This is a genomic window from Neotabrizicola sp. VNH66 (genome assembly GCF_049445895.1).
GTDB lineage: Bacteria > Pseudomonadota > Alphaproteobacteria > Rhodobacterales > Rhodobacteraceae > Pseudogemmobacter.
Genome location: NZ_JBMSDW010000036.1, coordinates 1 through 14660 on the forward strand (window position 1 = coordinate 1; position 14660 = coordinate 14660).

Sequence of the window (14660 nt, forward strand, 5' to 3'; positions counted from 1 at the left end):
TCGGCAACGACCCCGCCCGCCGCGCCACCCTGAAACAGCGCCTGCACCGCGCCGCCGCAGACCCGGGGTTCGTCAACAACCCAGATTACGCAAAAAACATGCAAAACGCCGTCCAAAACCTCTGGAACAACGCGCAGAGGTGACGGGGCAGGGCGGCAACGTCCGCCCCCGCCGGGCCCGCCTTACAGCAGGAAATCGCCGGCCGTCACCGAGGTGACATCCGTCAGCCGCAGCATCCAGTCCACCCCGCCATTGCCGTCTGAATCCCCCAGCAGCATCTGCTGTGCCGCATCGAAATAGAAGGAGGAGCGGCCGCTGCCGAGGAAGCCGTTGGTGCTGTTGAACGTGGTCTGCAGCGCGGTCAGGTCGATCCGGTCGACCCCCGAGGTGAAATCGGTGATGACATCCCCGGCCTCGCCAAAGCCGATGCGCGCCGGATGGCCGAAGACAAAGACATCGGCCCCGCCGCCGCCGGTCAGGATATCGGTGCCCGACCCGGCATGGAGCGTGTCATTGCCCAGCCCGCCCTGCATCAGGTTGTTGCCGACCTCGGCGAACATCACATCGTCGCCCGTGCCGCCGATCATCGTATCATTACCGGCGCCGCCATAGAACAGGTTCGATCCAGCGACCTCTTCCATATAGTCGTTGCCCTCGCCGCCGACCAAGGTGTCATTGCCCAGGCCGCCATAGAGGGTGTCATCCCCGGCCCCGCCATTCAGCAGGTCGTTGCCCCTTGCGCCATAGAGCACGTCATTGCCCGCCTCGCCCTGCAATTCATCATTGCCGAGCCCGCCGACCGCGGTGTCATTGCCGTCGCCGCCGAACAGGCGGTTGGCCGCCGCATCCTCGGTGCCGCCTTCGAGATAGTCATTGCCCGCGCCGCCGACGAGCATATCCGCCCCGGCGCCGCCGAAGATGAAGTCATCCCCGGACCCGCCATTCAGCACATCATCGCCGCCCCAGCCGTGCAGCCGGTCGCTGCCTTCGTCGCCATTGATGGTGTCATGGCCATCGCCGCCATGGAAGGTGTCGTTGCCGAAGCCGCCATACATCACATTGCGGCCGGTGAAGGCCTCGGCATAATCGTCGCCGTCACCACCGGCGAGCGTGTCATCGCCATAGCCGCCGTAAAGCGTGTCATTGCCGGCCCCGCCATTCAGCACATCATTGCCGCGCAGGCCGTAGAGCACGTCATTGCCGTCCTCGCCGTAGATCTCGTCATGGCCGATGCTGCCATAGGCGGTGTCATTGCCCTCGCCGCCGAACAGCCGGTCCCGGGAGGTGGCATCGCCGCCGCCTTCGAGATAATCGTCGCCCGCGCCGCCATAGAGCGTGTCGCTGCCATTGCCGCCATAAAGCGTATCCCGGCCGCTGCCGCCCGAGATCTGGTCATTGCCGCCCCAGCCGCTCAGCAGGTCGTTGTCCTCATCGCCGTTGATGGTGTCATGGCCGTCGCCGCCATGAAGGGTATCACTGCCGAACCCGCCATACATCAGGTTGCGGCCGGTGAAGGCCTCGGCATAGTCATTGCCCTCGCCGCCGGCGATGGTGTCATCGCCATAGCCGCCATAAAGCGTGTCATTGCCGGCCCCGCCATTCAGCACATCATTGCCGCGCAGGCCGTAGAGCAGGTCATGGCCGGCATCGCCATAGATGCTGTCATGGCCGATGCTGCCATAGACCGTATCCTGCCCGTCACCGCCATAAAGCAGGTTGGCCGCCGCCGCATCGCCGCCGCCTTCGAGATAGTCATTGCCCTCGCCGCCATAGAGACTGTCGCTGCCATTGCCGCCATAAAGCGCGTCATTGCCCAGCCCGCCCGAAAGCCGGTCATTGCCGCCCCAGCCGTTCAGCCGGTCATCGCCCTCGTCGCCGTCGATCCGGTCATGGCCGTCGCCGCCGTGGAAGGTGTCATTGCCCGCGCCGCCATACATCAGATTGCTGCCGATGAAGGCCTCGGCATAATCGTCGCCCGCCCCGCCGGCAAAGGTGTCATTGCCATAACCGCCATAGAGGCTGTCATTGTCCTCGCCGCCGTTGAGCAGGTCATTGCCCTCGCCGCCGATCAGGACATCCTGGCCGGTGCCGCCATAAAGCTCGTCATTGCCGGCATCGCCCCAAAGCGTGTCATAGCCGGAACTGCCGGTCAGCAGATCGTCGCCGCCCCAGCCGCGCAGGCTGTCATTGCCCTCGTCGCCCTGAAGGGTGTCATTGTCGATGCCGCCGACGATGGTGTCATGGCCGGCGCCGCCGGAGACAAGGTTGAAGCCGGGCCCCGCGTCGATGTAATCGGCCCCGGTGCCGCCATAGATCGTGTCATCGCCCAGCCCGCCGAACATGGTGTTCTGGCCGCTGATGCTGAGGATCAGATCATGGCCGGCGCCCCCGGCAAGGAAGTCATTGCCGGTCCCGCCGTTGATGGTGTCATTGCCCTCGTCGCCATAAAGGACATCGTTGCCGTCCAGACCTTCAAGCGCGTCATTGCCGGTGCCGCCATACATCGTATCGCTGCCGCTGCCGCCGAACAGCGTGTCATGGCCGTCATCGCCATAAAGCAGGTTGCGGCCCTCGCCGCCGATCAGATGGTCATCCCCGGCGCCGCCATAGAGGAGATCGTCGCCCTCCTCGCCGTTCAGCTCGTCATTGCCGTCATCGCCATAGAGCGTGTCATTCTCCAGCCCGCCGAACAGGTGGTCATCCCCGCCGCCGCCGCGCAGCAGATCATTGCCCTCGGCCCCGGACAGGTAATCCTGCCCGGCCCCGCCATACAGCCGGTCGGCCCCGGCGCCGCCGCCGATCGTGTCATTGCCCTCGTCGCCATGCAGCTCGTCATCGCCGACATCGCCGCGGATCGAGTCATTGCCGGTGCCGCCATAGACCGTGTCATTGCCCATGCCGCCGAAGGCATCGCCATAGATCGTGTCATTGCCCGCGCCGCCCCAGATGGTGCCGGACAGCCGGCCGCCGGTCAGCTCGTCATCGAAGGCCGAGCCGATCAGGTTTTCGATATCGACCAGCACATGGCCGCGGGCGAATTCCGTGGTGACGCCGGGCATGTCCAGCTGGCGCCAGTCCACCAGGGTGATCATCACCCCGGCGGTGGCATTCTGGTAGCTGACGGTATCAATGCCCGCCCCGCCATAAAGCGTGTCATGGCCTGCGGTGGCGATCAGCAGGTCGTCGCCCGCGCCGCCCGACAGGATATTGTCGCCGGCATCGCCTTCCAGCGTGTCGTTCAGCCCCGAGCCGGTCAGATGTTCGATGCCGATCAGCACATCGCCCGCCGCATGGCCGCCAAGGGCCGTGCCGGTGCGCAGGCTGACATTCACCGCCGCATCCGAACGGGTATAGCCTGCGGTATCGCCGCCGCCGCCGCCGATGATCCGGTCAGCCCCGGCGCCGCCTTCGAGGTAATTGTTGCCGTCATCGCCGGTCAGCGTGTCGTTGAAGGCGGTGCCCAGCAGACCCTGGATCGAGACGAAATCGCTGCGCGTCGCCAGTGAGACGGCGACAGCGGCGGTCTGCGCCTCGAAGCTGGCGATGTTGCGGCCGCTGCCGCCGTCGATCACCGCCGTCGTGGTGCCAAGGATCAGGATATCGTCCCCCGCCCCGCCATAAAGGGAATCGGTGCCGCTGCGGCCATCCAGCGTGTCATGGCCGTCGCCGCCCTCCAGCCGGTCATTGCCCGCGCCGCCGATCAGCAGATCATCGCCCGCCTGGCCATAAAGGGTGTCATCGCCGTCGCCGCCCAGCAGCGTGTCATTGCCCGCACCGCCATCCAGCATGTTGGCCGCGCCGTCGCCGGTCAGCCGGTCGGCGAAATCCGACCCGACCAGCTCCTGGATATTGGCCAGCACATCGCCCTGGGCATCGCCGCCGCTGCCCAGCCCGGTGACAAGGCTGACCGTGACCCCGGCGCCGGAGCGGCTGTAATCCACCCGGTCGGTGCCGGTGCCGCCATCAATGCGGTCGGCCCCGGCAGAGCCGAGGATGGTGTCATTGCCTGCGCCGCCGTTCAGGCTGTCGGCCCCGGCGCCGCCGTCCAGCACATTCCGCCCGTCATCGCCGGTCAGCGTATCGGCGAAATCGGAACCGGTCAGATTGTGGATCTGGCTGTAGCTGTCGCCCGCGGCCTCGCCGGTGTTCTGCGCGGCATTGGCAAGACTGGCCACGACGCCCGCCGCCGCCCCCTGATAGGAGGCGGTGTTGCGGCCGCCGCCGCCGATCAGCCGGTCGCCCCCCGCGCCGCCGATCAGCGTGTCATCGCCGCTGCTGCCCTGCAGGGTATCGGCGAAGGCCGAGCCATAGATCCCCTCGATCGAGGTGAAGCGGCTGTCGGCAAGGCTGACCGAGACCGCGGTGGCGCTGGCGCGGAAATCAAGGAAATCGTCGCCGTCGCCGCCATCGGCCCGCATCAGGTTCGGGTCGCCGCGCAGCAGGTCATTGCCATCGCCGCCGAACAGGCTGTCGGCGCCGCCGCCGCCCGCGATCATATCGTCGCCCGCCCCGCCATAGAGACGGTTGGCGGCCCCGTCGCCGATCAGCACATCATCGTGGTCAGAGCCGATCAGCCCGGAAATGCCGCTCAGCACATCGCCCGCGGCATCCCCGCCGGTGGCGGCGCCGGTGGCAAGGTTGACCTGCACGCCTTCGCGCGACAGGCGGTAAGCCGCGATATCGCCGCTGCCGATCAGACGGTCGGCCCCAGCGCCGCCCTCCAGCGTGTCCAGCCCGCCGCCGCCCTCCAGCGTGTCATTGCCGCGGCCGCCGACCAGATCGTTGTTCAGGGCATTGCCGATGATCAGGTCATCGCCATCGCCCGCCACCACATTCTCGATATCGGTGGTCGCCCCGATCCGGGCGAAGACCACCGCGCCGCCGTCGCGCATCTGGGACAGGGTGCCGCCCCGCGCCAGCGAGATGGTCAGATCGCCGGTCATCGCCGCCAGATTGATCCAGTCGGTGCCGCCGTCGGTATCGGTCAGGGTGCTGCCCAGCCGGCCGGCAAAGGCCGCGTCAAAGACCTCTTCGGTATAGTGCCAGACATCATCGGCGGTTTCGACCGCGCCATAGACCGTGACGCCCACCTCGCGCAGGGTGCCCGAGGCGGTGCCGTTGTTGATGATCTGCAGGGTCCAGACCCCGGAGGGATTCTCGCCCCGGAAGGCATTGGCCGGGAAGGTCCAGGTCAGGCCGGAGGCCGCCACGCCGGTATGGGCGAAATTGTCCGAGGATACGTCATGCAGCGCGATCCGCGTGCCCGAGGGCGAGATCAGATAGATGTCGAGCGCCGCGAAATCCGGATGCTGCAGCACCACCGACAAGGTGACGTATTCCGTCACCAGATCCACCGGCGAGAGGGTGACCGTGCGGGTGGTGGTGACCGGGGCCGCCGGGCTGCCGGCCGCGATGGTGCTGACGATGATCCCCGAGGCCTGGGCCGAAATCTCGTTGCCGGAGACCTGGGCCGCGCCGAACAGGCGCCAGGCCTCGGCCATGCGGACGGCGGCGAAGACATCCACCGCGCCATAGCCGTAATCGGCCGAATAATGCATCCCGCCGTTGTTCCAGTTGGTGGCGCCGTTGATCTCCCATGTGAAGCGTTCGCTGACGCGGGCCGGGTCCGGCGCCCCGATGGGCGAGCCGACATGATGCGCCGACATCGCAAGGATGTTCTGCACATCGCGCCAGCCGAGGCCGCTATTCGCCTCCAGCATCAGCGAGACCACGCCGGTGACCTGCGGGGTGGCCGCCGAAGTGCCGCCGAAATTGTTGGTATAGCCCGGCACCGGCGGATCGTCATTGTCCCAGCCGAAGCCCGGCTCGGTGGTCACATCGGTGCTGACAACACCGTCGCCGTAATTGACCAGATGCGAGGCGAAAAGATCGGCCGCCGTGGTCAGCCCGGGGTAAAGCGCATTGTCCGACAGCACATCGGTCAGCGGCTGGTTGATCCGGGTCAGCGCCGAGACCAGCAGCGCCGCCCCGCGCGAGGCATAGGGGGCGACCTGGCTTTCGAAGACGGTGCCGTCCGCCAGCACGATCCGCTGCGTATAGCCGCCGACCGCGATGGTTTCGCGCGCGGCCACCCGCTGGTCGGTGCCGGTATTGGCCTCGGCCGCGGTCAGCAGCCCGGCGGCGATCTGCTCCAGCGTGACGCGCGGCGTGCCGTTCGGGCCGTCCTGCAGGCCCGACCGCTCGAAGTCGATGGTGATCGTGCCTTCTTCCTCGTTCAGGCGGTTGTCGATGTAGAGCCGCCGGATCGTGCCGTTGTCATTGTAATAGAGGTCGTCGAAATCATTGCCGGCCGCCATCACCATGATGGTGCCCAGCCCGTCGCGCCCCTCGGCCGCGGCGGTGCGGATGGCGGCGAGCTGGGCCTGCATTTCCAGCGCCTCGGGGGCAGAGGCATTGTCGCCGGTGCCGGCCAGCGTCTGGTTGTAGAGGCTGTCATTGTGCCAGCTGGCATTGACCACGTCGAACTGCTGCAGCCCCTCCAGGATCTGCGACATCAGCGGCGCGTCGTTTTCGTTCACGAAGGTCGAAAAGGCCGGGAACAGGCTCATGTCATAGTCGGAATAGACATCGACCCCCGAGAAGGTGACGCCCGGCGCGATGCCCACGGTTCCCACGCCATCCGCCGAGGCGACGATGATGCCCGCGACCGAAATGCCGTGGTTCTCGGTCCGGTTGATATGCGACACATCGAGAAAGGCGCCGTCCGGCGTCTCGACCGTGATCGTGGGGCCAAGATTGATCCGCCCGGCCCATTCCGGATGCAGGGGGTCGATGGCGGTGTCGAAGATCCCCAGATTGACCCCGGCGCCGGAATAATCAGCCCAGACCCGTTCGATCCCTTCACGGGAAAAGCCGAAACTCCCGCCGAGATAATCGTAGTGGGTCTGCGTGGCATAAAGGGAATCTGTCGGCGTGACGCGCGTGGGCATGGCAGTTTCGTCCCGGGCAAATACTGAACTGTGACTAGAGTCGGATCAGGGCAGCCAATCAACCGCAGATGGCAGGAAAATGGCAGAAGTGGTCCGCAGGCCAAAGACCGGCAGAAACCGACATTCCCCAAGTGGCCTGCCTTCTGACGTCAAGATCGCCTGACTGCGCCAGCTGATCAAGCGTTTTCCGCCCCAAGCGGCGTCTGTGGTCGCGCAATCGCCCGAAGTTGGGCGAATCGGCCCGTAAACTCGCAGCATCCCGGCCCGGCGGCGGTGTTTTTCAGCGCAGCGGACGGACCTGTCCTGCCGCTTTCGTTCAGTTTGCGTGTGGATCGCGGTCATGCGCATGACGGCGGCGCTCGCAATCGGCGGATGGCGGCGAGGATGGCGCGGACCATCGGGCCGGTGACGGCTACCTCGGCCAGCTGGAAGGTGATGGCGCGAGCGTGACGCACGACGCGGGCGCCGATCTTGATCAGCTTCAGCTGCAGGCTGGCCAATGACCAGTCCGCCATGGCCTCGGGCAACTCGATGCAGCGCAGGAAGGTTGCCAGGTTGTATGCCAGCGCGTGCAGTTGCAGCCGCACCTCGTTGTCGCGGAACTTTCGGCATGACAGTCGCGTCCAGCGGAAGGCGTGCTTGCCTTCCTTGATGTGCTGCTCGGCGGTGCCGCGCTGGTTGTAGAACCGCACCACCCAGTCCGGGTCCATAGGCATGTTGGTGACGATGAAGCCGACACGCGGGAACAGCTCGCCCGGCTGCCATTCGATCTTGGCGATCACCCGGCGCGGTTTGTCCCAGGACGCCGCCTGATACTCGAAGTCCTCGTAGAACCGCTTGACCTTGGTCAGGGAGGGCCGCCGCACGGGCCTTATCAGCCGATGCGCGATCTTCTCGCGCAGAACGTTGTTCGCAGGCAGCCGGATGGCGTAGAAGAACCGGGCTTCTTCCAGCCGCTCATAGATCGCCGGGATCGCGTAGGCGGCATCGGCCCGGAAGAACCGGCCGCCAAGGTCGCGTTCCGCGTAGCGCTACGGGGTCGAGAACGTCCCGCCACCCATCGGCGCTGTGGACATTGCCATGGCGCAGGGCGCAGCGCTCCAGCATGCCAAACTGATTGAACAGAAAGTTGGGATGATAGCAGGTGCAGTCGAAATGCCCGTTCCAGGCTGCGCACTCCTGATCGCCATGGGTGGGACTGACCGAGCTGTCCATGTCCAGCACGATGTACTTCAGCCCATTGCGGTCATGAAACCGGTCGATCCATTGCCCGTTCAGGTCGGCCAGCGCGGCACGGTTCTCGGGCAGGGCCAGCGTCTCGGTCTCGAACCGCCCCATCTGCGAAGCCGAGGCGGCTTGCGCATCGACCGCTCGGCCACCCACGATTTGGCGCATGACCGGATCAAGGGCCAGTCGATCTGCATCGTTGACGTCCTCGTATCCGGCCAACCGCCCGAACACAGATTGCCGGAAAAGCCCGTCAAGCCGATGGATCGTGTTCTTGCCGCGCCGGGTGTCGCGCAGCGCCATTGCCCCAAGATTGGACAGCCCGAGCGCGTCATCCATCTCCCGCATCACCAGAAGGCCACCGTCGGAACTGAGCTGCGTGCCGCGAAATTCCACCCGCACGCGAGGGTCGAAATCCACCCGATCTGCCCGTTGCGAGCCCGCACCCTCTGGGTGATCCATAAAACGTGCCCTCGTAGCCTGCAACACCATGATTTATATCGAAAATAACACGCCCACGACAGCGAAATCAGCAAGTTACTTGGGGAATGTGGGAGAAAAATGCCACAATCCGCGGACGCGCCCGCAGCCCCCGCCGGAGGGCCGGGCCTTGTCGCTTGAAACGCCTGGCGTCTGCGCTTAAACGGAACAGCAATTTCAGGGATGGCGCGGAGCTTGTGGGATTTGGAGTTTTGCAGCATTGATCCCGCAGCGCGGATCGGACGCAATGTCAGCTTCGGCCACGGCGTCCGCATCCATGGCAATGTCGAGATCGGGGACGATTGCCGGATCGGCGATTTCTCGGTGATCGGCCACCCCAGCATCCGCAAGGACAGCGCACCCCTGATCCTCGGGGCGGGGGCCAATCTGCGCTCTCATGCGGTGATCTACGAGGGCAGCACCATCGGGCCCGGGCTGGAAACCGGCCATCATGTCGTGATCCGCGAAGGGGCCGAAATCGGCGAAAACCTGCGTCTGGGTAATTTTTCGGACATCGAGGGCGCCTGCCGGATCGGTGATTTCGCCCGGATGCACAGCTATGCCCATGTCGGACGCGGCGCCGAGATCGGCGATTTCGTCTGGCTGTTCTCGCTGACCACGCTGATGAACGATCCGCTGCCGCCCTCGCATCTGGCAGATCCGGTCAGCATCGGCGACATGGCCACGGTCTGCGTCAATGCCCAGATCATGCCCGGCGCCCGGATCGGGCGCGGCGCGATGATCGCCGCAGGCGCGGTGGCGCGCGGCGACATCCCGGCCGGCGTGCTGATCAGCGGGGCCGAAGGCGAGGTCGCGGGACAGGTCCGTTTTCTGATGCATATGGCCAGCCGCACCCGGCATCCCTGGCACCGGCATTTCACCGACGCCTATCCCGAACGCGCCCGGGCGCGGATTGCCGCCCTCGGCGCCGAGATCGACGCCGAAGCCGCGGCCCTTGCCCAGTAATTCAGCAAAAGGACATTCCATGACCCGTTCCGAAATTCTCGACCTGATGAACACGGTCCTTGCCAAGCGCGGCCGTGCCTCCATCACCGGCGAGGCGCAGACCACGCGCGAGGCGAATTTCCGCAGCCTCGACTTTTCCGAGGTCGCCCTGCGGATCGAGACCCGGATCGACCGCGAACTGGCCTTCGATGCGGCCTCGATGCGCCGGATCGAGACGGTGAAGGACGTGCTCGACTTCTTCGAGGCCGCGACGGCAGCCTGAGATGACCGGGCTTCATTCCGCGAACCGGCTGCATCTGCCCCGGGGCACCGTCACCTGGGACAGTCTGGGCGCGGAAACCGCGGACCGGCTGGGGGATCCTGCCGCTTTTGCCGGGCGGCGCGTGGTCTTCGTGCTGGAGACGATGGCCGAGGCGCTTGGCGCGGTGGCCTATGGCATGGCGGCGGATCTGGATTTCGGCGTGATCGAGGCGGCGCGGCTTTCCCCCGATGTCGAGACGCGATTTGCCGAAAACGGCGTGCAGCTGGTCTCGGTCCGCGACGGGGCGGCTTTGGGCCAGCACCCGGCCGCGGGCAGCGTGCAGCCGGGGCGGGTCACCGTCCTGACCTCGGGCACCACGGGACTGCTGAAGCTGATCCCGCATGACCGGGCCAGCCTGAACACCTTTGACCGGGTGGCCGATCTGCCGGCCAACAGCTGGTTCCTGCCCTATCAGATCGGCTCTTACGCCTGGTATCAGATGGTCGGGCTCGGGCTGTTCGTGGCGGGGCAGGATCTGGTGCCGGCCGATTTCTCGGATCTGGCAGGCAGTTTCGAGACGGCGATCCGGCAGGGTCTGGTCACGGCGATCTCCTCCACCCCCACCTTCTGGCGCCATGCGCTGATGACCCTTGGTCCGGAACTGCTGGCCACGGCCCCGCTGCGGGCCATCTCGATGGGGGGCGAGATCGTCGATCAGGCGATCCTTGACCGGCTGGCCGCGCTTTATCCCGCGGCCCGGATCCGGCACATCTATGCCTCCTCCGAAGCCGGGGCCGCCATTGTCGTGACCGACGGCCGCGCCGGCTTTGATGCCGCGCTGCTGCACCGCGCCGGGGGGCCGGTCGCGCTGAAGCTGGAGGAGGGGCGGCTCTTCATCCGCTCGCGCTATGGCAACAGCGCCGGGGCCGGGGACTGGATCGACAGCGGCGATCTGGTCGAGGAGCGCGAGGGCCGGGTGTATTTCCTGGGCCGGGCCGGCAATGCGATGATCAATGTCGGCGGGCAAAAGGCCTTTCCGCCGGATATCGAGGCGCATCTGCTGCGCCATCCCGATGTGCTCTGGGCGCAGGTGAAGGCCCGCCGCGCGCCGCTTGTCGGCCATCTGCCGATGGCCACCGTCGTCCTGCGCCGCCCGATGGACGAGGCCGAAGCCGAGGCCATGCTGATCGCGCATTGCGAAGGCCAGCTGGCCGATTACGCCATTCCCCGGATTTGGGATTTCCCCGATCATGTGCCCCTGCGGGCCAGTCTGAAAAGCTGAAAGGCAATCCCATGCATACCAAAGACCAATGCATCATCCTGTCCGGCGGATCGCGCGGCCTGGGCCTGCATCTGACCGAGCGGCTGCTGGAAAACGGCAATTCGGTCGCCACCTTCGCCCGGTCGCGGACCGCGGCCATGGACCGGCTGAGCGCCGAATATGGCGAGCGGTTCCATTTCGCCGAGCTGGATGCCGTCGATGCCGCGGGCGTCACCCGCTTCGTGGGCGAGACCGCCCGCCGCTTCGGCCGGATCGACAGTCTGGTGAACAATGCCGCCATCGGCCAGGACCAGCTCCTGATGCATACCGATGTGGAGACCATCCGCCGCATCACCGATATCAACATCGTCGGCCCCACCCTGCTGACCCGCGCCGCGATCAAGCACATGCTGCTGGCAGGCCGCGGCAATATCTGCTCGATCTCGTCGATCTGCGGCTCGCGCGGCTATGCGGGCCTGTCGGTCTATGCCGGGTCCAAAGGCTATCTCGATGCGATGACCCGGGCCTTGGCGCGCGAGATCGGCGAGGCGGGGATCTTCGTCAATTGCGTGGCGCCGGGCTTTTTCGAATCCGAAATGTCCTCGGTCCTGCTGCCCGAACAGCTGGCCACCATCAAGCGGCGCACCCCTTCGGGGAGCCTCTCGAATGACGAGAACATCTTCAAGGTCGTCGACCTGGTGATCTCGGGCACGACCAACATGCAGGGTCAGGTGGTCTTCGTCGATGGCGGCATCACCAGCTGATGCCCCGTTCGGCGGCCTCATCCTGACGGAGGAGGCCCGGCCCGGCCCCGCAAGCCATGACGGGGCGGGGCGGCGCTTCGTCTTCTGCCCCCCGGCCGCGGATGCCGGTCACCTCTATGCGCTGGATGTGGAGCTGCGCGCCCTGCCGGCGCCCGCGCATCTGGGCCGCGCCCTGGGGCCGCAGGCAATGCGGCACTGGGGCCGGATCGAGGTCATGGCCAAGCTGCTGAACATCCCCGCCCATCTGATGCTGCGCCGCCACCTGGCGGGCGAGGCCGCGGCCCTGATCCGCGCCCATGGCCTGACCTTCTGCCGGGCCGATACCGCAACGCACTGGCGCATCGTCGGACGCAGACCATCTGACGGCGCCCGCCGATATACGGTTGCCTGACGAAGCCGGGCAGGTCACAGTTTCCGCAGATGGCAGCAGGTCCTGCGCGGGGAGCCCATGACACTCAGTGCCGAAGAACAATTCGCCCTTGAACTGATCAACCGGGCGCGCCTTGACCCGCGGGCCGAGGCGGCACGTCTGGGGATCGACCTGAATGCCGGTCTGGCCCCGGGCACGCTGGACGGGGCCAGCCGGCAGATTCTGGCCCCGAATGCCCTGCTGGAACAGGCGGCCGAGGGGCACGGGCAATGGATGCTGGACACCGGCACCTTTTCGCATACCGGCGCGGGCGGCAGCGGCCCCTATGACCGGATGGTCGCGGCAGGCTATGTGTTCAGCGGCCACTGGGGCGCGGCGGAAAATATCGCATCCCTCTCCGGCCCGGCGGCCGGGGCGGATGCACTGGCCATGCTGCGGCAGCATCTGGACACCCTGTTCCGCAGCCCCGGCCACCGGCTGAACCTCCTGGACGGAACCTACCGCGAGCTTGGGCTGGCGCAGGTCATCGGCTACAGCCCCAACGGCCGGACCGTCACCTCGATGCTGGTCGAGGATTTCGCCCGCTCGGGCACCGGTCTCTTCCTGACCGGCGTGGCCTACAGCGACCGGGATGGCGACGGGTTCTACTCGCTGGGCGAGGCCGTCGCAGGCATGCGGATCTTCACCGCCACGGCCCAGACCGCCAGCCATGAGGCCGGCGGCTATGCGATGCAGCTTTCCCCGGGCAGCGGCCTGACCGCGGTTCTGATCGAGACCGGCGCACATCAGCTGCGCCTTTCAGTGCGGATCGACGGCCAGAATGTGAAGCTGGACGTGGTGGATGGCACGACGGTCCGGGTCTCTGCCGATACCGTCCTGCACTCCGGCATCCGCGAGGCCGAGCTGCTGGGCCTGCGCGACCTGAGCCTGATCGGTGCCGAGGGGGATGAGGTTCTGCGCGGCAATGCCGGATCGAACATCCTGCGCGGCGAAGGCGGCAATGACACGATCTACGGCGGATCTGGGCATGACAATATCGGCGGTGGCGGGGGCGATGACCTGATCTATGGCGTCAGCGGGTCGAATGTCATCTGGGCCGGGGCCGGCAATGACACGGTGCAGGGCGGCAGCGGGTCCGACACGGTCTATGGCGGGGCGGGCGTCAACCAGCTCTTCGGCAATGACGGCAACGACCTGATCTACACCAGCCCGGGCGGGGGGCTGACCGGCGGCGGCGCGGGCAATGACACGATCTACGGCGCCGAGGGCGCGGATACGCTCTATCTGGGCTTCGGCGACGATTTCGCGGGCGGCGGCGGCGGCAATGATCTGATCTTCGGCGGCGCCGGGAACAACCGCATCTACGGCGGGACCGGGGATGACACGATTGTCGCGGGCACCGGCCGGGATGTGATGACCGGCAGCCCCGGGGCCGATCATTTCATCTTCAACTCGGCCGCGCATATCGGCATCGGCGCCGCCCGCGATGTGATCACCGATTTCGAGACCGGCCTCGACCGGATCGACCTGCGCGCGCTCGGCACCAGCCTCAGCACCACCGGCGGCCTGACCGGCGGCGGCACGGCCTCGTTCTATTATTATGCGGCCGGCGGCCTGCTGATCGGCGATCAGAACGGAGACGGAATGCCCGACTGGGTGATTGAGCTGCAGAACCGGCCTGCGGTCTTCGGGGCGGGGGATGTGCTGCTGTAGGACCGCCCGCAGATCCCCTGCGGCAGGGCCCGCCTGACCTGCCGGACGGACCGGATCCGGCCTTTATTTTGCGCACTTCTCGGAAAAATGGCGCCATGCTATGCTGATCCCGGGCAATCCGCCCGGCTCATAATTTTCCCACAGCATTATTCAGGTTCATCATGGCGCTACGCGATGGTTCTTCGGGAAATGACACCCTCATCGGCACGGCTTTTGCAGATGCGATAATCGGCCGTGAAGGCGACGATTCGCTTTACGGGTTACAGGGCGACGACTCCATTTACGGGGGGACGGCCATGATTTCATAGATACCGGCGAAGGCGCGGATCTGGTCTATGGCGGCAATGGCAACGACACCATCCTCGGCGGCTACGGCAGTATCGACACGATCTACGGCGGCGACGGCGATGACGTGATCCATGCGATGGAGGTGGTCACCGCCGGCACCAGCGTCGTCTATGGCGGCGCAGGACGGGACACGATCATCGTAAGCGCCCTCGGCCCGGCAACGATCGACGGCGGCGAGGGCATCGACCGCATCCATCTGGGCTGGCTGGAGCCGGCTCTGATGATGTGACCGCCCCCCGACGGCATCGATGTGCCAAGATGGGTCTGTGAGGCTCCACAAAGGAGGACGGTCATGTCGGAGATTACCACGGTCGGGCTCGACCTGGCGAAGAATGTGTTC

General features: G+C 66.3%; 9 protein-coding genes and 2 pseudogenes. 9 read left to right on the forward strand and 2 right to left on the reverse strand.

The genetic code is table 11. The annotated features are described in order from the left end of the window. Window positions 1–182: 182 nt before the first annotated feature. The gene (locus ACO2Q5_RS23620; RefSeq protein WP_423295656.1) at window positions 183–6950 is read right to left on the reverse strand and encodes a S8 family serine peptidase; all 6768 of its coding nucleotides are present in this window, start codon (window positions 6948–6950) and stop codon (window positions 183–185) included. Between the two features lie 338 nt (window positions 6951–7288). Next, a pseudogene (locus tag ACO2Q5_RS23625) lies at window positions 7289–8639 on the reverse strand (IS1380 family transposase). Window positions 8640–8861: 222 nt separating this feature from the next. Between ACO2Q5_RS23625 and ACO2Q5_RS23630 the strand changes: the two are divergent. The 9 genes and pseudogenes from ACO2Q5_RS23630 (at window position 8862) to ACO2Q5_RS23670 (ending at window position 14549) form a co-directional block, all read left to right on the forward strand. Further along, a complete protein-coding gene (locus ACO2Q5_RS23630; protein WP_423295658.1) occupies window positions 8862–9623 on the forward strand; it encodes a hypothetical protein in 762 nt (253 codons plus the stop codon). A gap of 19 nt (window positions 9624–9642) precedes the next feature. Beyond that, window positions 9643–9885, forward strand: a complete 243-nt coding sequence (locus ACO2Q5_RS23635; RefSeq protein WP_423295660.1) for a hypothetical protein — start codon at window positions 9643–9645, stop codon at window positions 9883–9885. Between the two features lies 1 nt (window position 9886). After that, a complete protein-coding gene (locus tag ACO2Q5_RS23640) occupies window positions 9887–11146 on the forward strand; it encodes an AMP-binding protein (protein WP_423295662.1) in 1260 nt (419 codons plus the stop codon). An 11-nt stretch (window positions 11147–11157) separates the two neighbouring features. Further along, complete coding sequence (locus tag ACO2Q5_RS23645; protein ID WP_423295664.1) at window positions 11158–11889, forward strand: SDR family NAD(P)-dependent oxidoreductase; 732 nt, start codon at window positions 11158–11160, stop codon at window positions 11887–11889. Then, window positions 11870–12280 carry a hypothetical protein gene (locus ACO2Q5_RS23650; protein WP_423295666.1) on the forward strand — a complete coding sequence of 137 codons (411 nt, stop codon included), beginning with the start codon at window positions 11870–11872 and terminating at the stop codon, window positions 12278–12280. The genes ACO2Q5_RS23645 and ACO2Q5_RS23650 overlap by 20 nt, the downstream gene beginning before the upstream one ends. A 57-nt stretch (window positions 12281–12337) precedes the next feature. Then, window positions 12338–13972 (forward strand): CAP domain-containing protein, encoded by a 1635-nt coding sequence (locus tag ACO2Q5_RS23655; RefSeq protein WP_423295668.1) that lies wholly within the window; start codon window positions 12338–12340, stop codon window positions 13970–13972. 161 nt (window positions 13973–14133) lie between these two features. Next, the gene (locus ACO2Q5_RS23660; protein ID WP_423295670.1) at window positions 14134–14280 is read left to right on the forward strand and encodes a hypothetical protein; all 147 of its coding nucleotides are present in this window, start codon (window positions 14134–14136) and stop codon (window positions 14278–14280) included. Then, window positions 14277–14375: pseudogene (locus ACO2Q5_RS23665) on the forward strand (calcium-binding protein); the annotation flags it as partial. The gene ACO2Q5_RS23660 and the pseudogene ACO2Q5_RS23665, both read left to right, overlap by 4 nt. A gap of 9 nt (window positions 14376–14384) precedes the next feature. After that, on the forward strand, window positions 14385–14549 hold the full coding sequence (locus tag ACO2Q5_RS23670) for a hypothetical protein (protein WP_423295672.1): 165 nt from the start codon (window positions 14385–14387) through the stop codon (window positions 14547–14549). The last annotated feature ends 111 nt before the right edge of the window (window positions 14550–14660 follow it).